Source organism: Pedobacter sp. TM02 (assembly GCF_059705275.1).
Window position 1 is genome coordinate 1,773,968 of sequence record NZ_AP046530.1, and the last position, 25,159, is coordinate 1,799,126.

At 44.7% G+C, this 25,159-nt stretch carries 26 protein-coding genes; 10 read left to right on the forward strand and 16 right to left on the reverse strand.

Annotated elements, in window-relative coordinates; all coding sequences use genetic code 11:
* Positions 1–11: 11 nt before the first annotated feature.
* From AC6H1S_RS07465 to AC6H1S_RS07525, 13 genes are all read right to left on the reverse strand, one after another.
* Positions 12–611, reverse strand: a complete 600-nt coding sequence (locus AC6H1S_RS07465; RefSeq protein ID WP_497565718.1) for a hypothetical protein — start codon at positions 609–611, stop codon at positions 12–14.
* A 10-nt stretch (positions 612–621) separates the two neighbouring features.
* Entirely contained in the window at positions 622–930 is a 309-nt protein-coding gene (locus AC6H1S_RS07470) for a hypothetical protein (protein WP_497565719.1), read from the reverse strand.
* 17 nt (positions 931–947) lie between these two features.
* A complete protein-coding gene (locus AC6H1S_RS07475) occupies positions 948–2,078 on the reverse strand; it encodes an SGBP N-terminal domain-containing protein (protein ID WP_497565720.1) in 1,131 nt (376 codons plus the stop codon).
* Between the two features lie 7 nt (positions 2,079–2,085).
* Complete coding sequence (locus AC6H1S_RS07480) at positions 2,086–2,733, reverse strand: hypothetical protein (protein ID WP_497565721.1); 648 nt, start codon at positions 2,731–2,733, stop codon at positions 2,086–2,088.
* A 141-nt stretch (positions 2,734–2,874) separates the two neighbouring features.
* Complete coding sequence (locus tag AC6H1S_RS07485) at positions 2,875–3,333, reverse strand: DUF3592 domain-containing protein (protein WP_497565722.1); 459 nt, start codon at positions 3,331–3,333, stop codon at positions 2,875–2,877.
* On the reverse strand, positions 3,334–4,074 hold the full coding sequence (locus tag AC6H1S_RS07490; protein ID WP_497565723.1) for a LytR/AlgR family response regulator transcription factor: 741 nt from the start codon (positions 4,072–4,074) through the stop codon (positions 3,334–3,336).
* Positions 4,075–4,079: 5 nt separating this feature from the next.
* Positions 4,080–6,287, reverse strand: a complete 2,208-nt coding sequence (locus AC6H1S_RS07495; protein WP_497565724.1) for a tetratricopeptide repeat-containing sensor histidine kinase — start codon at positions 6,285–6,287, stop codon at positions 4,080–4,082.
* Between the two features lie 263 nt (positions 6,288–6,550).
* A complete protein-coding gene (locus tag AC6H1S_RS07500; RefSeq protein WP_497565725.1) occupies positions 6,551–7,750 on the reverse strand; it encodes a DUF3570 domain-containing protein in 1,200 nt (399 codons plus the stop codon).
* A 12-nt stretch (positions 7,751–7,762) separates the two neighbouring features.
* The gene (locus tag AC6H1S_RS07505; protein WP_497565726.1) at positions 7,763–7,996 is read right to left on the reverse strand and encodes a DUF4266 domain-containing protein; all 234 of its coding nucleotides are present in this window, start codon (positions 7,994–7,996) and stop codon (positions 7,763–7,765) included.
* Complete coding sequence (locus AC6H1S_RS07510; RefSeq protein ID WP_497565727.1) at positions 7,993–8,943, reverse strand: FAD:protein FMN transferase; 951 nt, start codon at positions 8,941–8,943, stop codon at positions 7,993–7,995. The genes AC6H1S_RS07505 and AC6H1S_RS07510 overlap by 4 nt, the downstream gene beginning before the upstream one ends.
* A complete protein-coding gene (locus AC6H1S_RS07515) occupies positions 8,930–9,370 on the reverse strand; it encodes a thioredoxin family protein (protein WP_497565728.1) in 441 nt (146 codons plus the stop codon). The genes AC6H1S_RS07510 and AC6H1S_RS07515 overlap by 14 nt, the downstream gene beginning before the upstream one ends.
* A gap of 38 nt (positions 9,371–9,408) precedes the next feature.
* Positions 9,409–10,101 carry a VIT1/CCC1 transporter family protein gene (locus tag AC6H1S_RS07520; protein WP_497565729.1) on the reverse strand — a complete coding sequence of 231 codons (693 nt, stop codon included), beginning with the start codon at positions 10,099–10,101 and terminating at the stop codon, positions 9,409–9,411.
* A 2-nt stretch (positions 10,102–10,103) separates the two neighbouring features.
* The gene (locus tag AC6H1S_RS07525; protein WP_199141374.1) at positions 10,104–10,754 is read right to left on the reverse strand and encodes a cytochrome b/b6 domain-containing protein; all 651 of its coding nucleotides are present in this window, start codon (positions 10,752–10,754) and stop codon (positions 10,104–10,106) included.
* Between the two features lie 192 nt (positions 10,755–10,946).
* On the opposite strand from AC6H1S_RS07525, the gene AC6H1S_RS07530 reads away from it, so the two are divergent.
* On the forward strand, positions 10,947–12,233 hold the full coding sequence (locus tag AC6H1S_RS07530; RefSeq protein ID WP_497565730.1) for a hypothetical protein: 1,287 nt from the start codon (positions 10,947–10,949) through the stop codon (positions 12,231–12,233).
* Here AC6H1S_RS07530 and AC6H1S_RS07535 read toward each other — a convergent pair.
* Positions 12,220–12,978, reverse strand: a complete 759-nt coding sequence (locus AC6H1S_RS07535; protein ID WP_497565731.1) for a hypothetical protein — start codon at positions 12,976–12,978, stop codon at positions 12,220–12,222. The genes AC6H1S_RS07530 and AC6H1S_RS07535 overlap by 14 nt on opposite strands.
* A 136-nt stretch (positions 12,979–13,114) precedes the next feature.
* Here AC6H1S_RS07535 and AC6H1S_RS07540 point away from each other — a divergent pair, with 136 nt between their 5' ends.
* Complete coding sequence (locus AC6H1S_RS07540; protein ID WP_497565732.1) at positions 13,115–14,638, forward strand: exo-alpha-sialidase; 1,524 nt, start codon at positions 13,115–13,117, stop codon at positions 14,636–14,638.
* Between the two features lie 30 nt (positions 14,639–14,668).
* On the opposite strand, the gene AC6H1S_RS07545 is transcribed toward AC6H1S_RS07540, so the two are convergent.
* Both AC6H1S_RS07545 and AC6H1S_RS07550 read right to left on the reverse strand, forming a co-directional pair.
* Positions 14,669–15,364, reverse strand: coding sequence for a DUF4386 domain-containing protein (locus AC6H1S_RS07545; RefSeq protein WP_497565733.1), 696 nt, complete (start codon positions 15,362–15,364; stop codon positions 14,669–14,671).
* On the reverse strand, positions 15,354–15,809 hold the full coding sequence (locus AC6H1S_RS07550; protein WP_497565734.1) for a DUF6326 family protein: 456 nt from the start codon (positions 15,807–15,809) through the stop codon (positions 15,354–15,356). The genes AC6H1S_RS07545 and AC6H1S_RS07550 overlap by 11 nt, the downstream gene beginning before the upstream one ends.
* Before the next feature lie 167 nt (positions 15,810–15,976).
* Here AC6H1S_RS07550 and AC6H1S_RS07555 point away from each other — a divergent pair, with 167 nt between their 5' ends.
* The 8 genes from AC6H1S_RS07555 (at position 15,977) to AC6H1S_RS07590 (ending at position 25,121) form a co-directional block, all read left to right on the forward strand.
* Positions 15,977–16,567, forward strand: coding sequence for an HD domain-containing protein (locus AC6H1S_RS07555; RefSeq protein ID WP_497565735.1), 591 nt, complete (start codon positions 15,977–15,979; stop codon positions 16,565–16,567).
* A 37-nt stretch (positions 16,568–16,604) separates the two neighbouring features.
* A complete protein-coding gene (locus AC6H1S_RS07560) occupies positions 16,605–17,279 on the forward strand; it encodes a response regulator transcription factor (protein WP_497565736.1) in 675 nt (224 codons plus the stop codon).
* The gene (locus AC6H1S_RS07565; RefSeq protein WP_497565737.1) at positions 17,280–18,536 is read left to right on the forward strand and encodes a sensor histidine kinase; all 1,257 of its coding nucleotides are present in this window, start codon (positions 17,280–17,282) and stop codon (positions 18,534–18,536) included.
* A gap of 79 nt (positions 18,537–18,615) precedes the next feature.
* Positions 18,616–19,026 (forward strand): hypothetical protein, encoded by a 411-nt coding sequence (locus AC6H1S_RS07570; RefSeq protein WP_497565738.1) that lies wholly within the window; start codon positions 18,616–18,618, stop codon positions 19,024–19,026.
* 16 nt (positions 19,027–19,042) lie between these two features.
* On the forward strand, positions 19,043–19,834 hold the full coding sequence (locus AC6H1S_RS07575) for a phosphatase PAP2 family protein (RefSeq protein ID WP_497565739.1): 792 nt from the start codon (positions 19,043–19,045) through the stop codon (positions 19,832–19,834).
* Positions 19,835–19,844: 10 nt separating this feature from the next.
* Positions 19,845–21,170 carry a TolC family protein gene (locus AC6H1S_RS07580; protein ID WP_497565740.1) on the forward strand — a complete coding sequence of 442 codons (1,326 nt, stop codon included), beginning with the start codon at positions 19,845–19,847 and terminating at the stop codon, positions 21,168–21,170.
* Between the two features lie 5 nt (positions 21,171–21,175).
* Positions 21,176–22,099 carry an efflux RND transporter periplasmic adaptor subunit gene (locus AC6H1S_RS07585; protein ID WP_497565741.1) on the forward strand — a complete coding sequence of 308 codons (924 nt, stop codon included), beginning with the start codon at positions 21,176–21,178 and terminating at the stop codon, positions 22,097–22,099.
* A gap of 1 nt (position 22,100) precedes the next feature.
* A complete protein-coding gene (locus AC6H1S_RS07590; RefSeq protein WP_497565742.1) occupies positions 22,101–25,121 on the forward strand; it encodes an efflux RND transporter permease subunit in 3,021 nt (1,006 codons plus the stop codon).
* The last annotated feature ends 38 nt before the right edge of the window (positions 25,122–25,159 follow it).

A 25,159-nucleotide genomic window follows, 5' to 3' on the forward strand; every position in this document is an offset into this window, starting at 1 on the left:
AGATTTGAGACCTATTCGGTCTGTTTAAAAATAAAGCTGTAATCGCCGGTAAATTCGGTTGTACGGGCATTTGTAGGTATGCTTACCGGGCTTGTGCTACTGGTGTAGGAACCCGTAATACTTATGTTTCCGGCATCAATGGGATAGGGAATGGTAGCGTTGTCCGTACGCCTGTGGTTATAAAATTTGTTGGAATTGATGGAAATGACATATTCAGTGTTTTTGGCAACTTCTAAATCGGCAAAGGCCACGCTTATTTCCTGATCGGGATTGGGAACATTTACAAAAACAGTTTTTATGACATTTGAAGTTGCCTTATCCCAAATGGTTACCTTCAGAGCGCTGTTTGCATAAGGGAGTTTCACGGTGATGCCTTTGATTATGCCTTTTACCTTGGGTTTAAAGCCAAAGCCCATTTCAAAAGAGGTGGGATTGGTGAAGGAGATATTATTTTGGTTTAATCCTGTTGTCGCCAAAAAAGCACTGAGTGGATTTTCTTCAGGATAATTTGTTTTAGTAGGTTGGTCGTCTTTTTTTTTACAGGCCGAAATTGTACAAAACAGGGCCGATAACAGCACGAGACTACGTACTTTTAATAATTTTGACATCATTTTCATATTTCTAATTTTTAACCTTGCTGTTCTGAACTTTTTTTGAAGGGGCTCCAGCCGGCTGGAAAGGCTGCGGGTTTATTGCCTTTTCAGTGCTTTTCGATTTCATGGGGTTAGGCTTGGCCTGCTCTTCAGTTTTCTTTTCTTCTTGTTCTCTCTCCATCAACGTCTTCGCTTTTGAAGTTTTCTTTTCTAGTTTTTTTACGTCTTTATCTACCGTTTTTGGCGTTGTAGATTTGGGTTGAACGGGCGTAGTTTGGGCTTGGGCCGTAGCCATTGTTGCTAGGCAAACTACAATGCTGTAGAATAATTTTTTCATTGTATTGAATTTAAATGTTATTTAAAAGTGTATTTATAAAGAGCTCCTCCATAACCATCGGGTAAACTGGTAATGAAGCCATTGGCGTTAGTGGTATAAGCATAGGCTCTCACCGTTTGGCTTCCTATTGCGCCGTTATTGTCGTATTTTTGAGAGCTATAGCCTTTAAGGGCATAAGCTTTACGGGTAGACGGCTCGATGCCATAGAGAACGCCCGGTCTGATGAACACACCGATCATGGGGTCGGGATCGTAAATGGCATCATAATACTCATAGCTGTAAAGGGTATAGGTACCTGCCGCATCATTGGAGCTGGTGTATTTTGCCGTTTTGACACGCCCTTTGCTATCGTTGGTAAATTCATAGGTGTCTTTTACTACGCCGTAATAGCTTTTGGTATATTTTGTCAACTCGCCTGCGTTTCCATAGGTGAAATTCTCCTGGGTCTGTCCGTATGTTCCCGCAATGATAATCACCTGTTTGGCTGCATTTAGGGTATAGGTAAACGTATTGCTGGTGTTGCCATTGTTGTCTTTTACAATTTGCGTTTTCAGTAATCCATTGGCATCGTAGTCAAATAGATAAGTGCCATAGCTATCTTTATAGCTTGAAAGTAAATTTGAACTGTTGTAGGTGTAATCTGCTGTTAAAATCGGCACAGTTTGTACCGGTGGGCCGGCCGCAAACTCTTCTCTTTTAATCACTATATCGCTGCTTCCTGCCGGTGGCTGGGCAAGTCCGATGGTTGCGGTATAGTTCTGCATGGTGCCGTTTTCGGCGATAACGGTAAGCGTAAGGGCTTGCCCAAAGTTATTAGCAGTGGTGCCACTGACCTGCACGACGCTTCCGATCTTTAACGTGGCCTTGGCAGCAATTGTGAAATTGGCCCTTAAAGCACTTAGGTCAGTGCCATAGGGTAGGGTGGCCTTGATGGTCTTGTTGGTTTCATCAATTGCAGCAGCCACATCGGTACTTAGGGTTGGATTGTCGTTCTTGCTAAAGCCATAAGCGATAAGTTGTTTGGCCTCGCTTAAAACAGGCGTTGGCTGCGGTGCAGGGCTAGGAATGATGGTTGCTGTTTTCTTGCACGAAACAAGTGACGTGATCAACAAAACAATGAAGTAGGGTGATTTGAAGAGTTTTTTCATAACAAAGCTATTGGCATTGGTTGTAGGCATTAACGATGTTCATCCATACCTGTTTACGGCGTGTTTCGCCCTGGTTTACAAAAGCATAGAAGAAGTCTTTGTTTTTATTGCTGATTTTTTCACATAGCGATGGGCAGGCGGCCAGCATGGCCGGTACCTTTACATCGAAGTTGGGAATGAACTTGTCGCTCTGCGCATTGTAGACATCCAAGTTATTGCCCGGTAATTGTACAAAAAGCTGTTGCTCCCTGTGTAGCGTGCCATCGGTACTTTTACTCAGTACTTCATTTTCGAACAGCTGTAAGCTGCCATTCATGGGCGTAAGCTCTTTTACAAAACGCAGGGCATTGCCTCCCCACATTTCATTCCCTTTCAGGTTTTTCACACTGTAATTGCTGCCGTTTACAAACAGGAAACGGATGTCATTCAATCCGTATGTTTGGTACGATTTGCTTACGCCTTCAGCAAAAGCAATACTGCTGATGGAGCTGTAGCTATCAAATGAATTTACTCTGATTTTTCCCGACAGGATTTGCCCGTTGCTTAATGTTAAAGTTGCTGGCTGTCCAGCCATGTTGTTAACACTGCTGTAGTAAGGCGTATTGCAAGAGACGGTAAAAAACGCCAAAAAGACAAGTGATAAGAATCTGCTCATAAACTAACAGTTGTTACTGGCTGCAAGATGAACAGAATAAGGATTTGTTTTTATTGCGTTAAGCCAACGACATGAACGGCTTATTGAAATGCGTAATTTTGAAAGCTCATTGAAAGGAAGACGTTTTCTCGTAGAGTCGGTTTACTGATGGCTTTTCGATAAATAACTTTTTGAAATAATCAGCATCAGCAGTCCGAAAGCAATCATCAAGAGGAGCCCTGGAAATTCTCTCCAATTTAAGATTACCGCTTGATGGGGCGCTTTGGAAGGATAGGCAACGGTAATATGGTCGCCAATGTCGTAGTTGAACAGCACAAAAATCTGTGGCGCATTGCTATAGGTAACCACGGTATCGCCTCCAGCCGTAACAAAACTAAAAAATGGACTGCGTCCCGAAGCAAAGCTTTTGGTAGTTGAAGGCTTTTGTACCTTACGTGCGCCATTGCTGCTTATTTTATAGCCAATTACTTCTGCATCGGTACTTATACCCGTAAAAGGGAGCGAGCAGATTTTATAGAGGTTTGCACCCCAGAACAGGATGATGGCAAGGCCCGCAACAAGTGCAATAAGGCCAATTGATTTGCGATTGCGGATCGCCATTTAAACTTTTTTAAACAATCCCAGAAAATCCTGCTTGCGGTTGCGGCTCAAGGCAATGGCTTTGCCATCCTGCATAATGAGGTCTCCGCCTTCACCCCTGATGTATTGCTTGATGTATTTCAAGTTCACTATGCTCGACTTATGTGCCCTGAAAAACAAGGGGTTGTCGGTCAGTACTTCCTCAAATGTTGCCATGGTTTTGCTAGCCAGGTGCCTGCTCTTGTCGTTCATCACGATATGGGTATAGCAGCTATCAGCTTCCAGGTACATCATATCCTCAATTTTAACAAACAATAAACCCTGGGTGGTAGATAGGGCAATGGTATCTTGCATTTTGCCATTGGTAAACAGATGCAGGTTTTTTACCTGGTCCTTGCTGATGCTCAGTTCTTGTTTGTTGAACTTGTCCAAGGCTTCCTCAATTCCTTGTCTGTCAATGGGCTTGAGCAGGTAATCCAATGCGTTTAGGCGCAAGGCCTGTAGCGCATACTGGTTATAGGCGGTAGTAAATACGACCTTGAAATCGGGAGAAGGAAATTGATTGATGACCTCGAAACCGTTCATTTGGGGCATTTCAATATCCAAAAACACCAATTGAGGCTTGTGTTTGGCAATGAGCGAAGCCGCTTGCGTGCTGTCTTGCGTACTGGCCACCAGCTGTACGTCGGCAAAGCTCTCCAACAAGTGCGTAAGCGTTACAATGCAATGCTTTTCATCATCAATAATAATAGCTTTGATCATTATAATCAGGTGTTTAAAAAGATTTCTATTCTGGTTCCAGTAGCTTTTTCTTGTTGGTATAAATCTATAATTCTGACTTCGTTTCCTTCGTTCAGCATCTTGATCCGGTTGATGGTGATATCTATTCCGTAAGATTTATGGTTGGTTTGTCCCTTTTTAAGTTTAGAGGAAGCCAATCGCCCTACGCCATTATCTTCAATAATTATTTTCAGCCGATTATTTTCAACTTCCGTGATATCGATAAGCAAGTGGCCGTTCTCGGCTTTGTTGTGCAGCCCATGCCAAATGGCATTTTCTACAAAGGGCTGGATGATGAGCGGTGGGATTTTGAGCAGTTCCACTTCCACCTCATCAGCCACGGCTATGGTGTATGAAAACTTATGTTCTAAACGGAGTGCTTCTAATTGTAGGTAGAGCTCAAGGGTTTGCAGTTCGGCCTTAAGCGTGATCGTCTTGCTTCTGGAAAGCTCCAGTACGTTGCGCATCAGTTTGGAGAAAGTGGTGAGGTAGCCGCTAGCCGCTTCGCTCTTGCTTTGAATGATGTAACTATTGATTGAATTAAGTGTATTGAAGATAAAGTGCGGGTTCATCTGCGAACGCAGGGTCTGCATTTCAGCTTCCTTGAGGTCGCTTTTCATCTGCATTTCGGCCTGAAGCTGATCAGCCTTTTGCTGGCCCAGCTGACTTTTGGTTTTTAGCGAAATGATGCGAAGCCGGTGAATGATGAAACTAAGCACCGACACAACGCCAATGATGGCAATAATGCCATACAGCCATAATTGCTTGATGTGCAACTCCTTCAGCTTCTGGTCTTGGGACAATGATATTGCGAGTTGCTCTTGTATGGCTTTTTCTTTTTGAACCAATGCCAGCTGTTTGTCTTGCGATTTTTTCTGTAATTTTTGGTTTTGGAGTTCCGCCTGCGTTTTAAGATAGTTGAGCCTTACCAAATCGCGCTCTTTGTTGCTGGCCATCAGCTTGGTTTGGTTAAGCGACAACATCAACTGCTGTTGGTTCAGCCTTTCGTTGGCCAAAAGCTGCGCTGTTTTATATTTTTCTTCTTTGGTATCGAATTCATATTTCAGTTCCAAGCGGGTTACCTGCTTGCGGTTGGCGTCACCCTCGATTTTTTCTTTAACAGCCACAAATTTTTTGTAGTAATAATAGGCGCTGTCGGCCCTGTTTAGCTTTTCGTAACTGTCTGACAGGGTATTGAAACTTTCTTTCTGTACATCGAAGATATTGATTTCCTCCGACTGGCTGTTTGCTCTCAGGGCAAAGCTAATCGCCTTTTGGTACTGTTGTGTCAGGAAATAGTAATTGGCTATGCCCTGCAAATTTACGGCGACCCCCTTTTTATTCTTCAGTTCTTCGTTAATCTCCAAAGCCTTCGCATAATTTTCAAAGGCATCCTCATAGCTCTTCAATTCGGTTTGCGTGTTGGCTATGTTGCCGTATTCTCTTGCGATATTAAACTTTGAACCTAGCTTTACGTTCTTGGCCAAAGCCTGTTGGTAAAAGTCGAGTGCTTTGGCAAAATTTTTCTGTTTGAAATACACATTACCCACATTGCCCAGTCCGGTAGCAATACCGATGGCATAGTTTATCTTCTGGTGTATGGCCAAACCACCCTGAAAGTGTTTAAGGGCCATGTCATAATCTTGCAATTCGCTGTAAATTACCCCCATGTTTCCATAGCTGATACCTTTGGAGAGTTGGTCGTCTAGTTCATCTGCAATGCGGATGGCTTTTTGATAATAGTCTAAGGCTACGGGATAATTGTTCCTCACCATGTTTACGCTGCCCAAATTGGATAGGCAGGCAGCGATGCCCTTTTGATCTTTGATCTTTTGGTTGACCAGCAGCGAATTGGCAAAGCTTTTTTCAGCGGCTTGAAAATTACCCATAGTGTACTGGGCAATGCCCAATTGACGGTACGCCTGCGCAAGCCCTTTTTCATAACCTGCTTTTTCTGCTAACGAGGTTGCCTGCTGAGCATAATCCAACATTTTTTTTGGATCGGTACCGTAGTAGGCACTGCCCAGCTTAATTAGCGTATTCACTTTCGCTGTATCAAGCAGATTTGGCTTTTCAAGTTTTTTTAAAAGCGAATCGGCTAAATGGCTTACCTGTCCTTGAGCCAGTAGCGGCAAAGCAAACCATAAAAAAATGAGATAAGTGGCAAAATGAAAATGGACTTTAGGTGGATTCAATTTGAATTGGCTTTAGCACTAAAAATACAAAAAAACCAATGTAATTTTAATATGCAATAAGTGAATAGCTGTTCCTGGTTATTGAAGTGCGCTTATTTTCTCTTTAAGTGATTTGTTAACGATCGCAATTATCCGCTCCTATAATAAAAAAAACTCTTTGCGAAAGCAGAGAGACTTTTTTGTTCGAGGTGAGAAAATCTGGATTAAAAGCAAAACCTCCAAACATTTACGTTTAGAGGTTTTGATTCAGGGCAATCGAAGCCTTATTTATACTTGATATTCAACGAAATAATATCAGAATTCATGTTGATGTTTTTGGTATAATGGCCATAACGCAACTCCAGCATGCTCAGGTGTTGCAGGCCAAATACGCCTTTTGGCGGTGCAAAGCGGATGCCGGCTCCATAAAAATTGCTGTTGAACTTAGCCAGGTCGTAATTGCTGTTGTAATATTGGTCGGCTGCGGTATGTACTTGGTAAGGTGCAAAATACTTGGCTGCGCTTTGGGTATAATAACGGTAAAACGGACTGATCGAGAAGAAAGGCGTCACCTTGATGGGTACTTCGATGTCGGCGGTATGCGAATTTACGCCCCAATTATCGGTATAGAAACGATAATAGGTCCTGATGATGAAACGATCGCCCAAAAAGTAGTTGGCTCTAAAACCCAGCGGAATTTTCAACCTGCTATCGGGCAGATTCTCCTGGTGTACGCTGCCATCATTAAAATATACCCGGTGAAAAGGCAGGCTCAGGTAGCCGTTTTGCTGTACCAAATCGGCCAGGAACATGATCTGCAGGTTTTGATTGATGATCTGCGAATAGGAGAGCGAACCCGCAAAGGTATTTCTGGCGGCCGAGCCATAGTTCTCGCCATGCCCCGTGAGTCCCCCCGTTCGCAGTTCGATAGGCTGTACCAGCTTAACCTGATCCAGGTAAGTCTGCAATTTGGCGGTAAACTCGCCGCTTCTGTCTTTTGTTTTGGCCGAAAAGCTCACATTGCCACCAAACGACTGATAATCGAACTCGCTCGAGGAAGATAAGCCCAGTGCCCAGGTGGTTCCCTTTTTCTCGTTCTCCATGCTCCAGCTTAGCGAAGGATAGATGCGCGTGTCGGCATGCGAAGCTGATGAATTGGCATGCAAGTCTATCATGTCAGACGAGGCCGAAGTATAATGGTCTATGCCCACTTCCAGTCCAAAGGTATGCTTTCTCGATTTCGAATCGTACTTGCTTAGCTTTACATCGAACACATTGGCAATATCATTCAATTTTTGCGATCCGATGCCCCCGGTTACGGCAGCGTTATTGCCGTTTTGTGTGTAATAGCTCGATACCAGGTTAATTTCGTCGAGTTTAAGCTTCCGGCTCTCAAAACCCGTATTTTCTTTAGGAGTAGCTGTTTGTGCCTGGGTGTGCAACAGTGCAAAAGCCATGGCAGCGGTTAAAAATATCTTTTTCATCTTGTTTCTTGGTTAATTACAGCCACAGCCACCGCCACTTTTGCCGGCATTGGCTCCTGAAGATCCTTCGCGATAGCCCTGAAAACTCAATTCTGTTTTTTCCACCTTGCGGTTAGCCAAAGCCATTTCTGCATCGTTGAGCTTGTTTTTTTGGTATTCCTTTACCGTAGTGCAGGAAGAAACGAGCAGTACCGCAACCGCTATCACGGCGGGGACAAGTCCATTTTTAATATTCCTTCTTCTCATTGTATATTGATGTTTTTTGTGGTGTAAATCCGATTGTCGTCGTCAATAATGATACAAGCCAAATGTTTGATCTGGTTGATCAGGTTCAGTCCTGCCACAATACCCATAATGGTTACTGGTGTGGCCATGGCATCGGCAATTTCTGCATTCGGGCTGATGATGGTAACGCTTTTGATGCCCGTAACCGGCAGTCCGGTTTTGGGATTGATGGTGTGCGAATATTTTTTGCCGTTGATCTGAACAAACTTTTCGTAGTTGCCAGAGGTAGCCACGGCCATATCGGTCACATTGAGGTATGAAAAGGGCAGTTCTCGGTGGTCGGGATTGGCAATGCCAATGGTCCAGGGACTGCCGTTGGCTTGGTTGCCCCAGGTAGTCAAATCGCCCGATGCATTAACGATACCGCTTTTTACGCCTTCTTTAAGTAGCAAAGCCTTGGCCATTTCGGCTGCATAGCCCTTGCCAATACCCCCAAACCCAATGCGCATGCCTTTTTCTCTGAGCATGATGCTGCAGTCGGCTTCGTTTAAAATGACGTTTTTATAATTGATGAGCCTAACCAGGCTTCGGGCCGTACTTTCGTCGGGTAAGGCCGTCATTTGCCGGTCGAAATTCCAAAGCCTTTTGTCTATCGAACCGTAGGTAATGTCGAAAGCCCCATCCGTAATTGTCGAAATTCGCAGAGCACGTTGTACCAATTCGAAAACCTCACGGTCTACTTTTACGGGTGCAATACCAGCCTGGGCATTGATTTGGTTGGTTTGGCTCTCTTCGTCAAAAGTTGTGAGCAGGCGCTCTATTCTCCTGATTTCGGCTATAGCCAACTCGATTTTGGCTTCGGCCCATGCCTGATCTGGCCCAACTACCGTAATCTCGAAGCGGTTGCCCATCAGTTTTTCTGCCTTTTTAAAGGCCTGGAGTGTCGCAATGGCGCTATCTGTTGGCATCGCAGAGCTGTTTTACTTCGTTGGCGAAAGCCTGGGCATTTTCATCGGGCAAACCATCCCAAGCTTTGATTACTTTGCCGTCGGCATTGAGCAAAACGGTATAAGGAAATTTTCCGGAGGCGTTGTAGCTGTCGGCCAATATTTCGTTTTGTTTCTTGATATTGGGTGCCAGTTGGTTTTTTTTGCTTCGGGGAAAATCCGCATTAACCATGACTAGATTTTTTCCGGCCATTTCCAAAAATGCAGCATCCCCAAAAATCTCCTTGTGCATGCGTATGCAGGGGCCGCACCAATCGGAACCCGAAAAGTTGAGCAAAATAAGTTTATGGTCTTGTTTGGCCGTTTTCTTGGCATTTTCGAAATTAGGCTCCCAAGCCGTAAATGAAGTGATTAGGAGGTAGCAGGCAATCAGCAAAAGATTTTTCATATGGTGTATTTAACGTTTTTATTGCAGTTTATTATTAATCATGCCACCAATTTGGCAATGCCAAAGGCGGCGGCGGCGGCAAGCAAGCCGATTAAGGTTACCTTGAGTGCGCCGGCAATAGGGCGTTGGCCTGTAATTTTGCTTTTGAAATAGCCAAAAACAAAAAGACAGATGGTAGTGAACAAGGCCGAAACTATCAATCCGTTGGCCGGTGTAGCCGTAAAAAAATAAGCCGATAGGGGCAATAGGCCACCTATAAAATAAGCCGTACCGATGGTAAGCGCCGAATTTCGGGCCCGGTTGACATTCGGTTTTTCCAGTCCCAGTTCAAATTTCATCATAAAATCGACCCATTTATCCTTGTCGCGCGACAGTTCATTGGCCAACAGTTCCTGCCCGCTTTCGCTGATGCCATAAGCGGCGAAAATGTCCTTTATTTCTTGTTTTTCTTTTTCGGGTACATGCGCTACCTCATCGTATTCTCTTTGCAGCTCGCTTTCGTAGTGCTCCTGTTCGGTTTTTCCGGCCAGATACCCACCCAGTCCCATGGCAATGCAACCAGCCACAATTTCGGCGATGCCTGCCGTAATCACAATCGCATTGCTGCTTACCGCGCCGCTCAGGCCGGCTGCCAATGCAAAAGGTACTGTTAACCCATCGCTCATCCCAATCACTACATCAGTAATGAAGTCGGAGCTTTTGAGGTGCGTTTCGTGGTGATTGGTCGTCATATTCAGTTTTTGAGCCCTCCGTTAATCATATCAGAAACAATTCCCTTTTTATCCTTGTTTTCGGCCAAATAAACCCCGCCAACATGCAAAGCGATAAAGCCGAGGATAGGGTACATGCAAAACCCGTGGATTTCTTTTAGCGAATGACTGAAGGATTTGTCAAGGCCAAGTTCGGCTTTAAAGGCAATGGTAAGGCCGGTGGCTACCATAACGAATAGCAGTACATAAAAGAGAACATAGAGCGATTTGATGCCCAATTCATACCTGGCCTGGCTTTTAACAGCTTGGTTAGACAGGTAGCGTTTTAAGGTGAGCTTAAAATTCTGAATAAAGCTGTAATCCTTTTTGGAAGCTATTTCTGCAATAATCCGAAAAAGGAATAGCGCGGCCAAGGCGTAGCCAAAATAGCTATGTACATCCCAAACCTGGTCTTCGAGGCCGTGCGCTACCGACCTGGCTTGTTGTTGCGAAACGTTGGCACCAGCATTGGCCAGCTCTTTTTGAATGAAACTGCTGCTCGAACCGCCATCGAACAAGGTAGCATTGACCAATACGGTTAATAACGATCCGGAAATGACCAATGTATTAGCCCAGTGCCAAAAACGCGTTTTGGACGAGTATTTGGGTGTAATTGTTTGGGAGGTTGCCTTCATATCCAATAAATTTAGGTTTAAAATATGAAGACATTCTGAAGAACATAACAAAAACTTGAAAGCTGGAATCCTTTTGTTATAAATTGACTTAAGTTTGATTAATTTGTTAATGTTTAATTAAAAAGCTTAAATAGCATGGGCGCAAGCATAGCCGTCATCGTTTTAATCATAGTTGGGATTGTTAAATGGCTGATGAAACCAAAAAGAGAAAGTGATTTGGAGTATTTCCTCCAATCTAATAAAGATAATCATGACCTTATCGAAGAACCTGAAGAGAAAGTTGCAGCATTACCGATTTACATAGGTGGCGGTCATGTTGACGTTTTCGGGCAACAATACCACATCGTCCGATTGGATTATTGTTCGGCAAGGCATAAGCTGGCTTTGCTTCATTATAAAAAGGACGGCTATTATTACTTAACCATCATTGATACGCAAGATGAGCAGCTAGCGAACGAATTTGCCCTGGATTTATCGTTTTCGAAAATGATAACCGAATATTTTCCTTTATACCGGTCGGGCTTTCCCCATAATTATCCCAATTACGCACCCGAAAAACAATTTCATGAGACGAATAATGGTGTGGCCGGAAAATTTAGAGAGCTGGAAATGCTCCATTTTTTCAAGGTCGATTTTGAAAAAGAAGAAGTTATTTTATTTGGCCGGGTGTTCAGCTATAGCTATCACAACTCCAATCTGATTAGCGACGGTCGTAATTTCGATGAGTTTAGTTTTGAGCGTTATGGGTTTGATGGTAGACAGCAGATCCAAAAGACATTTAAGCACAAGGATATAGCTCATGCCGCTTTTGGCCAAGACCAACTTTTCGTCATCAATTCTCAATCGTTTTTTGATTTTAACGATCTATTGGTTTTTTGGCCCGAAACTGGCGAAGAGACGTTTTTTGAACTGCTGGGTAATGAAGATTTAATAGGAGAAAAGGAGTTTGATTATGAATATATCGAAGAACTGGTTGCTTTAGGCCATACCGGTAGGTTTGGTTTTATTGCTGAAAACCCAACTTATGGAGCCCAAGGTGTTAAAATTGTTGAAGTTTTGGATGGCCAAACCTTAAAGCAACATTATGATATGGCTGAAGTGGGGCTTGAGGGGGCTTTCAGAAACCTGACGTTTAATTACAGACTAGACGAATTTGTAGTGCTGTATTATACTTATCCAGGAAATATGAATATTTATGTTTATGCCATTCCTAGCGAAGAAAAGAAGCCAATTCAGGTTATCGAAACTCCATATAGCCATTACTACGATAATTTCAATGATGCCAAATACCTCAACAACGAAAAACTTGTGATCATCAAACGCGATAAAATGATCATCTACCACCTGCCAACCGCCAAATTGGAAAGGGAAATAGATAGAGATCCTTCCTCGCCGTATTTTGTTGCCGAAAACCAAATTTGGTATTGTTTTGAGGGCAAGCTATTGGTATATCAAGATCTCGAAACTACTGCCGGTTGATGCTAGGGTGGCCACTGTTTTGCGGAAGTTCAACTTGATAATAGCTGTAGTTTTTTAACCATTTTTGTTGCTGGTAAACTTCTTCATAGCCTTTGATGTAAAATACACTGTCGCTGGCCCACCTGATTTCTTCCACGGCAAAATCATTGCTATGCAAACTGGCGATCGCTTTCCAAGCCTGGCCTACAGGCGCTTTAGGGTCGTATTGCAAAACACCGATATCTGTGTTTTTATGTTGATAGGCGGTGTTTTCGTAATAAACAAAATTCAAGTAGTTTACCGATGGGAGAGGCAAACCCACATGCCAGTCGCCAAAAGAAGCAATAGGGTATCTAAACCCGTTTTTAGCGTCGAGCAAAAACAACTGTCCAAAACCAATACCCTCAGCCGATGAGTTGTTGGAAATGGCATAATAATTTAAACGTGACAAAAAGCCCAAGAGTTCATAGCCGTTCCATCCCTTGCGCGCACCACCATTGCTGTATGTTTTAAATTTTTGCCTGCCTTTGGCCGTTTGGATATAAAAATGGCCGTTTTCGGTTTCAACATAGGGCATGGTCCAAGCCTTGGGGCTTGGCAATTGGTTAAATGCAGCTTCAGATACCTCATTGGCCCGAAGCTTAGGCAACTGTTCAAAAGCTTCGGTAGTACCCAAAACGACCTTCCGTTTAGCCACAGGCTTTTTTTGAGCAGCAACATTAAAGCCAAATGAGGCCAATAACAATAGCGCAACCAGGTTTTTCATGGAGGTCGATTTGGTTTGTTGAGATGATGGCAAATTTTGAGCCGAAAATGAAGCGATAGGGCATAGGTGATAATTTTTATGGATTATATCGGTGCTATTCCTATTTTTGGTGTTACAACAACTACCTAATATCTTCATGAAAAACATCTTCCTATGGTTAGCCGCAACGGTTTTTTTTTGGCCTGCTCCGGTTAGCGCTCAAGACATTAAAATCAGCCTGTTGGCCAAAAATCAGCCTGTTTTTACGCAAGCCAATCAAAACCCCGTGCTCAGGTTTTCTGTTGAAAATCCAAGCCCATTACGATTAAATGCCTTTTCGGGTACCATTGGTGCCGAAGTACTTAACGATATCGAAAAAATAGAGCTGTATGATTCTGATACACTAAGCCATTTTACAAGCAGACGTTTGCTGGGCGAAACCCGAATCAAAGGCCGGAAATTTACCATCAAGTTCAACGGATCGTACACTTTTAACGGGCATCACCTCTGGCTTAATATCGTGCTGAAAAACTCGGCAAAGCTGGCACATCAGCTGATGCTGCAACCCGATTATTTTTTGGTCGACAACGGCAAGCAGGTCCGTTTGAACAGGAAGCAGTTTGTGTTTAGGATAGGAAGCATAGTTAGGAAGCATGGCGACGACAAGGTAAATACCTACCGCATACCAGGCATTGCCACCACAGCTGCTGGTGCACTGATTTCGGTTTACGATATCCGTTACCTCAATGCCAGGGATTTGCCCGCTAATATTGATGTAGGCATGAGCCGAAGTCTAGACAGGGGCGAAACGTGGGAGCCGATGAAAGTAGTTATGGACATGGGCGAGCCCAACGAAAACAATGGGGTGGGCGATCCTGCTATTTTATACGATACCCAAACCCATACCCTTTGGGTAGCTGCCTTATGGAGCAAGGGCAATCGTTCTATAGCTGGTTCAAAACCAGGGCTTTTGCCTGATGAAACTGGGCAATTGGTTTTGGTAAAGAGTACCGACGATGGGCTGACTTGGTCGAAACCGACAAGCATTACCGCCGAAGTAAAAAATCCGAAGTGGAACCTGTTTTTTAACGGTCCGGGTACGGGCTCGGTAATGGCCGATGGAACTTTGGTGTTTCCGGCGCAATATTGGGATGAAAATAAACTGCCACACTCCACCATAATTTACAGCAAAGACCATGGGCAAAGTTGGAAAGCTGGCATAGGTGCCAAAAACAATACCACCGAAAGCGCTGTGGTAGAAACCTCGCCCGGACAACTGCTGCTCAACATGCGAGACAATGCCGGAAAATTCAGGAGCATAGCCACGACCAACGATTTTGGACAAACCTGGCAGATGCATCCTACTTCGGCCAATACCTTAGCCGACCCTATTTGTATGGGCAGCCTCATCCGTGCCAGGGCCAAAGTAAAGGGCAAGCTAAAAGACGTGCTGTTTTTCAGCAATCCCAATTCGTCGGTTTCGAGGAAAAATCTGACGCTTAAAACCAGTTTAGACCTCGGGCAAACCTGGAGCGAAGGGGCACAGCTGCTTATCGACGAACGCGAATCGTATGGCTATTCGGCGCTGACCATGATCGACGAAAACACTATCGGCATTTTATACGAAGGCGTTGGCGATCTTTATTTTGTTCGCGTCAAGGTAAATGATTTGTTTAAGTAGCGTCACGTTAGCTTGTTGTTTTTGAACTGATTAATCTACATTTTTCTTTGCCTTAATTCCCATTATCAATAACCATAAGCAGGCGCCTATTTCGCCAATGCTGGCTGGCATCCTGATGTAGCTTGCTATACCATAACTGCTGTAATGAGGCATGGCGATGCTTGCAAAAACATTGATGAGGTAGCCAAAACAGCCCAGCATCAAAAAGATGCCCAATACTTTTGGTAACCGGTTGGAGTGGTAAACCAAATAACCAAAAGGCAACAACCACAAGCCCCAAAACAGTTGCACGATTTTAATGCCATGGCCGTAGCTATCAAGCGAGAAAAGTACCTGCTCCTGAATCTGCTGGGTACTTAAGCCCTTGAGGTATGCCGGCGCATCGACCAAGGTGAGCACATCAAATTTATGTTGCAGGTTAAGCAAGGCAATGGGTACGCTTACGATAGCCAGAATAACCATCAGTTTAGCACAGTTTTCGTTTACCTGCCTCAAGAGCTGGTACAAAGCTAAGGGCAAGGCCAAAAAGGCTAGGTAACAGAGCATGCTGCTCACTATATCCCATCTCAACAATTGTACAGATTCGGTTAAGCTATGCAGTGTTTTGGCAGGCTCGTCCCAAAAAATAAGTTTTGAAGGTACATAGCCCAAGCTAAATGTGCCGGTAAGCACTACCACCAGGTAAATGGCTCCGGCAAGGCGTGCGGTTTTTTGGTCAGTCTTCATGGTTGTTGGGGTTTTGTTTTGGCCAGGTAATAGCCAGACATACAATGATGGCGGTTAAAATAATCTCTACAAGGGCCAAATAGCCGTAAAACAACATCCATTTGTCTAGAGAAGTAGCTAAAATCATAGCCATGATTAAACTGAACAGAAGTCCAGCCACCAGATTGGCTATTTTGTTGGCTTTCGCTTTTAATGAAACCGAGAGGAAAATCATCAGCGCCGGAATGCTCATCATCAGGGCAAAGCCCAATAAGGCATAAGGTGTGGTTTGGCCTACGCCCGAATGTCCGGCCATGAGATTTTTGAGGCGGCCCGGTACAAAAAGCGAGAAGAAATCGCCATATACATAACAGAACATTACGGCTGTCCATAAAAAGGCAAGCCTAATCTTAATGTTTACCTTAAACTGTTCAAGTTGTTGGTTTTGAGTATGATTAGAAGTCATGTTGTAGTTGGTTTGGTTTTGCTGGTGTAGCCGGGCTTAAGCCCGGCCACTTAACTTAGACGTAGCAGGGTGCCAAATAGTTGCAAACAATTTTCAATTCGTTGCGCCGAATTCGTTTACTTCAAAATCTCTACAGAATTAACCGCTAAATTGTGCGTTATTAAGTTATGGATTTTGTTCAGTTAGAGGCTTTGGTTAGTGATTTTGTGCAGCAGCTCTTTCGCGAGAAACTGAGTGCCAAGCTCTATTTTCACAATGTGGCCCATACCCAATATGTAGTGAACGCTGCCCGGGAGATTGGAATGAATGCCGGTCTTGATGCCGAAGAGCTCGAAACAGTACTGTTGGCCGCCTGGTTCCACGATACCGGCTATACCGAAACCTATCAGCAGCATGAATTGGCCAGTGTAGAAATCGCGGTTCAGTTTTTGGCTGCTTATGGTTTGGCCAAGCACCGGCTAGACGAGGTAAGCACCTGCATTTTGGCCACCCGGTTTCCGCAACAGCCTGTTTGCCTTGTAGAAAAGGTAATCTGCGATGCCGATTTTTATCATTTCTCGATGGATAACTACCTCGCCTTTGCGCAGTCGCTTAAGCAGGAGTGGGAAGAGGTAATCGGTTTGGAGTATACCCCTTTGCAATGGAATTCGATCAATTTGAAAATGTTGCTGAACCACCAATATTTCACCAGCTTCGGACGGCATAAATTGCAGATTTGCAAAGAAAAAAACATCCGCCTGCTGCAACAATTGATTTGATTTGTGTTCTTGACGTTTAATTTCATTAATTTGAAACATGAAAATCCTGGTTATCGAAGACGAGAAGGCTTTACGCGATAGCATATTGAGCTATTTTACGGAAGAGGGCAATATTTGCGAATCGGCCTCGAACTACCGGTCGGCCTCCGAAAAAATAGCCCTTTACAGTTATGATTGTATTCTGCTCGATCTTGGCTTGCCCGATGGCGAGGGTATGGAACTGCTGAGGGACCTGAAAAAACTGAAAAAGAAGGATGGTGTACTCATCATCTCGGCCAGGCATTCGCTCGATTCTAAACTGGCAGGCCTCGATTTGGGCGCCGACGATTATTTGGTAAAACCATTTCACCTCTCCGAACTCAAAGCCAGGGTAAGTGCCATTGTAAGGCGCAAGAATTTTGATGGCGACAATGTAATTGCCTATCATGAAATTAATGTAGACGTAATGGCCATGACCGTTACCGTGAGCAAAAAGCCGGTGGCGCTCACCAAAAAAGAATTTGAGCTACTGGTTTATTTTTTGGCCAATAAGGGAAAGGTAGTGACCAAAAATGCCATGGCCGAGCATTTGTGGGGCGATGAAATGGATATAGCCGACGATTTCGACTTTATCTATACCCATGTCAAAAACCTGCGCAAAAAACTGCTGGAAAACGGTTCGCCCGATTACCTCAAGTCTATTTACGGAATTGGCTATAAATTTGGCAATTAAATGAAATTGGCCACCAGATATAACCGCGTTAACCTGCTTGTTTCCTTGCTGGTGCTTATTATCACTGGCATTATCTATTATACCGTCATCCACTTCATCCTTACCGAAAAACTGGATAAGGATCTGGTGGTGGAAGAAGAAGAGATTATCCAATATGTCAAGCATTACGGTAAGTTGCCGTTGCCTTCCAGTTATATCGACCAGCAGGTGCATTACCGCGAACTGCGCGATACCAGTGTAGGTGTTCGCAGGTTCTATTATACCGAATACCTCAATGCCAAAGAGCACGAAACCGAACCGGGCAGAAGTTTGGTGACTTCGGTAAGCCTGAACGGCAGAAAATATGAGGTTACCATCATCAAATCAAGGGTAGAGTCGGAAGACCTGGTACGCATTATCCTGCTCATTACGCTGGGGGTAACCATTATCCTGTTGTTGGCCCTCATGCTCATCAATCGCTTTGTATTGAATAGGTTATGGAGGCCTTTTTATGCCATCCTGAACCACATGAAGACCTATGAACTGACCAAGATGGGCGATATTGTGCAGGAGCCTACCCATATTGACGAATTTAGGGAGCTGAACCGTTCGGCTAATGCCATGGCTGCCCGCGTAAAACAAGATTATAAGGAACTTAAAAGCTTTGCCGACAATGCTTCGCACGAAATGATGACCCCTTTGGCCATTATCAATTCCAAGCTCGATTCGTTATTGCAGACCGAATCCTTTACCGCCGAGCAGGGCGAAATACTGGAAGATATTTATCATGGCGTTGGGCGTTTGTTTAGGATCAACCAATCGCTGCTGCTGTTGGCCAAAATAGAAAATAACCTCATTCCCGATTTGCAGGAGATTGCGATGGAAGAGCTGGTGGCCAATAAAACCAGGCAGTTTCAAGAACTTTTCGAAAAAGATGGCCTTGTTTTGCACCTCGAATTGGCACCTTGTACCGTGCAAATGAGCAAGTACCTGGCCGATATTCTGTTGAACAACCTGCTAAGCAATGCCATTAGGCACAACCACACCGGCGGCACTGTGAGCATCAAGCTGCAGGCCGATTCGTTGCAAATCAGCAATACGGGCAAAAATGCAGCACTCGACCATCAGCTGTTCGAACGCTTTTCCAAATCGGCCGCTTCTGAGGGCATGGGTCTTGGATTGGCCATTGGCAAACAGATCTGTGCCTTGTATGGCTTCGAGATCCGTTATGCGTATCAGCACCAGCAGCATCAGTTTACCATCAATTTTAAGCCCTAGCTAAGGCTTTAGGATTTCTACATTTTAGCTACAGAATTGCTACATAATTGGATGCTAGTTTTATTCAAAAATGAGCACCATGAAAAAAATAGCTGTATTATCTTTAGCACTAGGGCTTGCGGTTTCGACAAGCTATGCCCAAAAAGTAAATGCCAGTAAAGTGCCGGCCACGGTAAAAGCGGCCTTTGCCAAAAATCATGCGGGTTTGAACAAGGTAAGCTGGGAGATGGAAAAAGCCAACTTTGAAGCCGGATTTACCTTAAACGGCAAAGAAACCAGTGAAGTGTATACCCCGCAAGGCGTATTGCTGGAAACCGAAGTAGAAATTAAGGTGTCTGAACTGCCAGATGCGGTAAAAATGAAGCTGAAAGGCCAAAAAGTTGCCGAAGCGGCCAAAATTACCAAAGCCGATGGCAAAGTAGTTTACGAGGCAGAGGTAAAAGGCAAAGATTTGCTTTTTGATGCCCAGGGCAATTCCATTAAACCTTAGTTTACCTCTCTCCAAAATGAAAAACACTTTAACAGGCACCCTGCTGTTGTTGTGTACGGCTGGTACCTGTTTAGCACAGCAGCCAGATACACTGGCTTTGGCAGATGCACAACAAATCGCATTACGGAATATCCACCAGGAAATAAAACCGCTTAAATTCAGGCCTGCTGCATTTATTGCCCCTGTAGCCTTAATGGGTTATGGCTTTGCCGCGGTTTACAACAATGGTGCATTAAAGGAACTTGATGAAAGCACCAGGGCCGAATTGCAGGAAGATCACCCGCTGTTTGCAGCCCATGTTGACGATTACATCCAGTTTGCGCCGGCCTTGGCTGTTTACGGACTGAACCTGGCCGGAATAAAAGGCCAGCACAATTTATTGGACGCTTCGATGCTGTATGTAACCTCGGCAGCCATTATGGGGCTTTCAACCCATTTGGTTAAAAATGGGGTACAGCGTCCTCGCCCAGATCATTCGGGTTTCAATTCATTCCCCTCTGGCCATACGGCCTCGGCTTTTGCAGCAGCCGAATTTTTATACCAAGAGTATAAAGGCGTTTCGCCGTGGTACGGCTATGCGGGTTATTTTGTAGCCACGGCTACCGGCACTTTGCGCATGTACAACAACAAGCATTGGTTTAGCGATGTGGTTGCGGGAGCGGGCTTTGGTATAGCTTCTACCAAAATCGCCTACCTTGTTTATCCTTACATCAGAAGGGTATTTACCAGTAAATCGGTACAAAACCTTTCGGTAATGCCCTATAGGCAGGAGGGTGCTAACGGGCTGATGGCCAGTTATAAATTTTAAAATCAAGTTGATGATGCGACTGTCTAATGGTGGCAATTCTTCAACTTTCTTCAATAACTTTAAGTACAATAAATCCGCTTTATTGATGAAAATCATCTCGAGATTTTTGATTTTTTGCACCATAATGCTCATGCAGGCCCTTGTAGCTAGCGCACAAACGCAATTGAAGAGCATCGACGATTTCCTGCAGGAAGCCATACGCCTCAGTCCCGTGCTCAAAGACTACAAAAACCAGCAGCAATCGCTTAAAATAGATAGCCTCCTGGCGCTTGCCACCAAAAAGCCACAAGTTTCGGCCAGTGCTGCGGGTTTATATGCGCCGGTAGTTAAGGGCTATGGCTACGATGAAGTGCTCACCAACGGACAGGCTTTAGAAGCCTTGCTTACCGTTAACTACGATGTACTGAACAAAAAAAGAATCAATAACCAGCTAGCAGGCGTTAAGTTGCAAAACGATTCGGTTAAATATGCCAGCCAGCTTTCGCTTTTCGATCTTAAAAAATCAATAACCGATCAATACATTTCGGCTTATGCCAGTCAGCAAGAAGTGGCATTTAACCAAGAACTTACGCATTTGCTCCAGCAAGAGGAGCACCTGCTTAAGCAATTGACTCGTAGCAATGTGTACAAGCAATCAGAATACCTTACCTTTTTGGTTACCCTGCAACAACAACAATTGGCTTTAAAACAGGCTGAAATCCAGTACAAAAATGATTATGCCAACTTGAACTACCTGGCCGGAATTACAGATACGGCTACGGTGGCCCTGGCCGAACCCAAATTAGAGCGCAAGGTGGCGCAAATGGACAACGGCTTTTTTGTGCGGCGTTTTACCATCGACAGTTTGAAAAACCTGAACCAAAAACAAGCTATTGACCTCAATTACCAGCCCAAATTTGGCGTGTATGCCAATGGTGGCTATAATTCTTCTTTTGTGTTGCAACCCTATAAAAATTTTGGGACAAGTGTGGGTTTTACCTTGTCTATTCCAATTTACGACGGGCATCAGCGCAAAATGCAATACGAAAAACTGAGCCTGGGCCTGTCGTCGTCGGCCTATTACAAAGATTTCTTTCTGCGCCAGCAGCGACAACAGCTGCGTTTGATTGCGCAACAGCTCCATGCCAGCGAAAGCTTGTTTGGTCCGCTGAACCAGCAGCTTAAGTTTGCCAAGGGACTGATTGAGGTAGACAGCAAACTATTGCGCACCGGCGATGTGCGTGTGGCAGATTATGTCATTGCCATTAATAATTACCTGGCCGCACAGCAACTGTTGAGACAAACCACCATCAATAGGCTCAAACTTATTAATCAATTTAACTACTGGAACAATTAATTCATATGAAAGGCGCTATCAAAATTTTATGTCCTGCGGTTTTTGCACTATTGGCTTTAACGTCCTGCCAGCAACAAACCGATACTGAAGCCGAACCGCCCGTACCTGTCACACCTGTACAGGTAGTTTCGGTGGCAGATACCTCGCTGTTGGAAACCATTGATGTAAACGCCGTATCGGCCTACCTGCAAAAAAGTTTTGTCAAGGCAAACATCAACGGCTATATCCAAACCGCCAATGCGCAAACCGGCAAGCAGGTGGGTAACGGACAATTGCTTTTCAGTTTGATTACCAAAGAAGCCAAGGCCATTGGCAACAGCGTAAACAAGCTCGATCCCAGCCTCAAATTTTCTGGTGTTGCCCAGATCAGGGCCGCCCAAGCTGGCCTGATTGTACAGGTAAATCACCAAAAAGGCGATTACGTTCAAGATGGTGAGGCCTTGGCTACCATCAGCAACCGCAACAGTTTGGTGTTTTTGCTCGATTTGCCTTATGAGTACAACCAACTGATCCATATCAACAAAAACATCAGCATTGAATTGCCCGACGGACAGCGCCTGCAGGGTAGCTTGGCGGGTACCATGCCTTCGGTCGATTCGCTGGCGCAAACCCAACGCTATATCCTTAAGGTAAATGCGTCCACTACCATTCCCGAAGGACTGATTGCCAAAGTGAAACTGATTAAAAGCAACCGTGCAAATACCCAGGTATTGCCTAAATCGGCCCTATTGGCCAATGAAACCGAAGAAGAGTTTTGGGTAATGAAAATGATCAACGATTCTACCGCCGTTAAGGTAAACGTAAAAAAAGGAATCGAAAATAATGGCTTTGTAGAGGTGCTCAGTCCCAAATTTGCGCCAACCGATCGTATTGTAACTACTGGGAATTACGGCATAGCCGATACGGCGAAGGTCAAAATCATGCAATAAGATGAAGAACTTTTTTCTTTCCCATAAAAATCCTATCCTGGCCGTATTGGTTATTGTATTGCTGGGCGGAGCCTATTCCTTTCTGCAGCTCAAAACCTCGTTGTTTCCAGAAATTACTTTTCCCAAAATAAAAATCATTGCCGAGGCCGAGCTTCAGCCGGTCGATAAAATGGTGCTTACGGTAACCCGGCCCTTAGAAAATGCCGTGAAACAAGTACCCGACTTGCAGTTGGTAAGGAGCACCACCAGTAGAGGCAGCTGCGAATTATCGGCCTATATGAACCCTGGTGCCGATATCGACCTCAGTCAGCAACGTATCGAGGCACAAATTGCAAAGATAAGTGGCTTCTTGCCGCCTGGGGTAAATATTTCGGTCGAGAAAATGAACCCTTCCATTTTGCCGGTAAGTGGCTACAGTTTAGAAAGCCATTCCAAATCGCCTGCCGAGCTCAAACGCATAGCCGATTATACAGTTAAGCCCTTTTTATCGCAAGTTAACGGCGTGTCCGAAATCAGGGTGATTGGTGGCAAAACCAAAGAATTCTGGGTCGAGCTCGATCCGCAAAAAATGCAGGCCTTGAGCATTTCGCCCGACGAGGTAAGCACCGCTTTGGGGCAAACCAATTTCATGAAGTCCAATGGCTATCTTTCGCAATCGCATTTCCTGTACCTCTCGGTTACCGATGCCACGGTGAAAAGCAAAACTGATTTAGAAAACCTGGTACTGGCCCGGAAAGGCAATCGTATGGTGCAGCTGAAAGATATTTCCAACGTCAAAATACAGGAAAGCGTAGAGTATACTCGCATCAATGCCAATGGCAAGGATGGCGTGCTCATTGCGGTAATCAAACAGCCCAATGCCAATCTGGTCGATTTATCAGCCCAAATGCATGCTAAAGTAAAGCAATTGAAAAGGATGTTGCCTGCGGGCGTAAGCATCAAACCTTATTATGTACAGGCCGATTTTGTAAATGAATCGGTAAAAAGCGTTAGAGACAGTCTTTGGATTGGCCTAGCCCTGGCCATTGTGGTAGCCATTGTTTTTTTAAGGTCGCTTAAAGCCAGCGCCACGATATTGATCACCATCCCGATTACGCTCTGCCTAACCATCATTGTGCTCTACTTTGTAGGCTATTCGCTAAACATCATGACTTTGGGTGCCATTGCGGCGGCTATCGGCTTGATCATCGACGATGCCATTGTGGTGGTAGAGCAAATTCATCGTACACATGAGGAGCATCCGGAAGAACCAACCGTAAACCTGCTCATTAGGGCCATTAATTACCTGTTTCCGGCCATGTTGGGTTCTTCTATCAGTACCATCGTTATTTTTATCCCTTTTGTACTGATGACGGGGGTTGCCGGCTCTTATTTTCAGGTGATGACCAATACCATGATTATTGCCCTCGTGTGCTCGTTTTTTGTAACCTGGATCGGTTTACCGGTGATTTACCTTTTGCTGACCAAAAATAGCGGAAAGCATGCGCTGCGTGCCCAAACAAAGGTGCAGGAAGTGAAATCCCAGCGCTGGGTGCGCTACTTTATCCAACGTTCGTGGATCAGTTTTGCTTTGCTGACCTTGTTGTTGCTGTCTGTGGTATTGGTGTTTCCAAATCTCCAAACCGGATTCCTGCCCGAAATGGACGAGGGCAGTATTGTACTCGATTATGCTTCGCCACCGGGAACTTCGCTCGAAGAAACCGACAGGATGTTGAAAGAAGTAGAAAAAAAGCTGGTTAAAATACCCGAAGTACAGGCTTATTCGAGGCGTACAGGTACCCAAATGGGCTTTTTTATTACCGAACCCAATACCGGCGACTACCTGATCCAGTTGAAGCCAAACAGGACCAAAACCACAGAAGAAGTGATTTCGGAAATCCGTAGCCAAATTGAAAGTAGCCAGCCGGCTTTGGTAATCGATTTTGGACAGGTGATAGGAGATATGCTCGGCGATTTGATGAGTTCTACGCAACCTATCGAAGTGAAGGTTTTTGGCAACGACCAGGCCACATTGCAGTCGCTTTCTAAAAAAGTGGCTGCTATTGTTTCGAAAGTGAACGGCACGGCCGATGTTTTTGATGGTATTGTGCTTTCGGGTCCAACGGTCAATATTCAGCCTAATTTCAATTTGTTGGCCCAATATGGCATTACGCCTGTGAGTTTCCAAACGCAGGTACAAACGGCCATGCAGGGCAACCTCATTGGCGATCTATACGATCAGCAATTGCTGTCGCCTATTCGTATGGTATATCCCAACAGCCGTAGTTTTGGTATCCAGGATATTGGCAGGATGAAGATATTCCTGCCCAATGGAACGGCCATTCCGATACAGCAGTTGGCCAAGGTAGCGATACAGGCCGGCAGTGCCGAAGTACAAAGGGAAAACTTGCAGTCGATAGGAGTGGTTACCGCGCGTTTAGACAACCGCGATTTGGGCAGTGCCATGAAAGATATCCAAACGGCCGTTGGCTCAAAAGTTAACCTGCCTTCCGGCTACCACATCGAATATGGCGGGGCCTACAAGGAACAGCAACAGTCTTTTGCCGAATTGTTGACCATCTTAATTGCATCGAGCCTGCTGGTTTTCAGCGTTATTTTGTTTTTGTTCAAGGATTTTAAGATTGCCTTCCTCATTTTGTTGATTGCCGTGTTGGGGATTTCGGGCAGTTACCTGGCGCTATTCATCACCCATACGCCATTAAACGTGGGCAGTTATACCGGATTGATTATGATTGTGGGCATTATTGGCGAAAATGCCATTTTTACTTTCCTGCAGTTTAAAGAATCGCTGCCTGAAAAAAATGTAGACGATGCCATTACCTATGCCATTTCTACGCGTTTGCGCCCCAAATTAATGACTGCTTTGGGTGCGATTATTGCCTTAATGCCGTTGGCCCTGGGTATTGGTGCCGGAGCACAGCTGCATCAGCCTTTGGCTATTGCCGTAATTGGTGGTTTTATTGTTGGCCTGCCTTTATTGCTTATTGCCTTGCCAAGCCTGATCAGGAAATTTTACCGCTAATGGAAAAAATAGAATCGCCCCGGTCCAGTTAAGCAATA

Excerpts from the sequence above, each read along its gene's own strand:
- AC6H1S_RS07465 (WP_497565718.1), bottom strand. The coding sequence starts at position 611 with ATGATGTCAAAATTATTAAAAGTACGTAGTCTCGTGCTGTTATCGGCC.
- AC6H1S_RS07470 (WP_497565719.1), bottom strand. The coding sequence starts at position 930 with ATGAAAAAATTATTCTACAGCATTGTAGTTTGCCTAGCAACAATGGCT.
- AC6H1S_RS07475 (WP_497565720.1), bottom strand. The coding sequence starts at position 2,078 with ATGAAAAAACTCTTCAAATCACCCTACTTCATTGTTTTGTTGATCACG.
- AC6H1S_RS07480 (WP_497565721.1), bottom strand. The coding sequence starts at position 2,733 with ATGAGCAGATTCTTATCACTTGTCTTTTTGGCGTTTTTTACCGTCTCT.
- AC6H1S_RS07485 (WP_497565722.1), bottom strand. The coding sequence starts at position 3,333 with ATGGCGATCCGCAATCGCAAATCAATTGGCCTTATTGCACTTGTTGCG.
- AC6H1S_RS07490 (WP_497565723.1), bottom strand. The coding sequence starts at position 4,074 with ATGATCAAAGCTATTATTATTGATGATGAAAAGCATTGCATTGTAACG.
- AC6H1S_RS07500 (WP_497565725.1), bottom strand. The coding sequence starts at position 7,750 with ATGAAAAAGATATTTTTAACCGCTGCCATGGCTTTTGCACTGTTGCAC.
- AC6H1S_RS07505 (WP_497565726.1), bottom strand. The coding sequence starts at position 7,996 with ATGAGAAGAAGGAATATTAAAAATGGACTTGTCCCCGCCGTGATAGCG.
- AC6H1S_RS07510 (WP_497565727.1), bottom strand. The coding sequence starts at position 8,943 with ATGCCAACAGATAGCGCCATTGCGACACTCCAGGCCTTTAAAAAGGCA.
- AC6H1S_RS07515 (WP_497565728.1), bottom strand. The coding sequence starts at position 9,370 with ATGAAAAATCTTTTGCTGATTGCCTGCTACCTCCTAATCACTTCATTT.
- AC6H1S_RS07520 (WP_497565729.1), bottom strand. The coding sequence starts at position 10,101 with ATGACGACCAATCACCACGAAACGCACCTCAAAAGCTCCGACTTCATT.
- AC6H1S_RS07525 (WP_199141374.1), bottom strand. The coding sequence starts at position 10,754 with ATGAAGGCAACCTCCCAAACAATTACACCCAAATACTCGTCCAAAACG.
- AC6H1S_RS07530 (WP_497565730.1), top strand. The coding sequence starts at position 10,947 with ATGAAACCAAAAAGAGAAAGTGATTTGGAGTATTTCCTCCAATCTAAT.
- AC6H1S_RS07535 (WP_497565731.1), bottom strand. The coding sequence starts at position 12,978 with ATGAAAAACCTGGTTGCGCTATTGTTATTGGCCTCATTTGGCTTTAAT.
- AC6H1S_RS07540 (WP_497565732.1), top strand. The coding sequence starts at position 13,115 with ATGAAAAACATCTTCCTATGGTTAGCCGCAACGGTTTTTTTTTGGCCT.
- AC6H1S_RS07545 (WP_497565733.1), bottom strand. The coding sequence starts at position 15,364 with ATGAAGACTGACCAAAAAACCGCACGCCTTGCCGGAGCCATTTACCTG.
- AC6H1S_RS07550 (WP_497565734.1), bottom strand. The coding sequence starts at position 15,809 with ATGACTTCTAATCATACTCAAAACCAACAACTTGAACAGTTTAAGGTA.
- AC6H1S_RS07555 (WP_497565735.1), top strand. The coding sequence starts at position 15,977 with ATGGATTTTGTTCAGTTAGAGGCTTTGGTTAGTGATTTTGTGCAGCAG.
- AC6H1S_RS07560 (WP_497565736.1), top strand. The coding sequence starts at position 16,605 with ATGAAAATCCTGGTTATCGAAGACGAGAAGGCTTTACGCGATAGCATA.
- AC6H1S_RS07565 (WP_497565737.1), top strand. The coding sequence starts at position 17,280 with ATGAAATTGGCCACCAGATATAACCGCGTTAACCTGCTTGTTTCCTTG.
- AC6H1S_RS07570 (WP_497565738.1), top strand. The coding sequence starts at position 18,616 with ATGAAAAAAATAGCTGTATTATCTTTAGCACTAGGGCTTGCGGTTTCG.
- AC6H1S_RS07575 (WP_497565739.1), top strand. The coding sequence starts at position 19,043 with ATGAAAAACACTTTAACAGGCACCCTGCTGTTGTTGTGTACGGCTGGT.
- AC6H1S_RS07580 (WP_497565740.1), top strand. The coding sequence starts at position 19,845 with ATGATGCGACTGTCTAATGGTGGCAATTCTTCAACTTTCTTCAATAAC.
- AC6H1S_RS07585 (WP_497565741.1), top strand. The coding sequence starts at position 21,176 with ATGAAAGGCGCTATCAAAATTTTATGTCCTGCGGTTTTTGCACTATTG.
- AC6H1S_RS07590 (WP_497565742.1), top strand. The coding sequence starts at position 22,101 with ATGAAGAACTTTTTTCTTTCCCATAAAAATCCTATCCTGGCCGTATTG.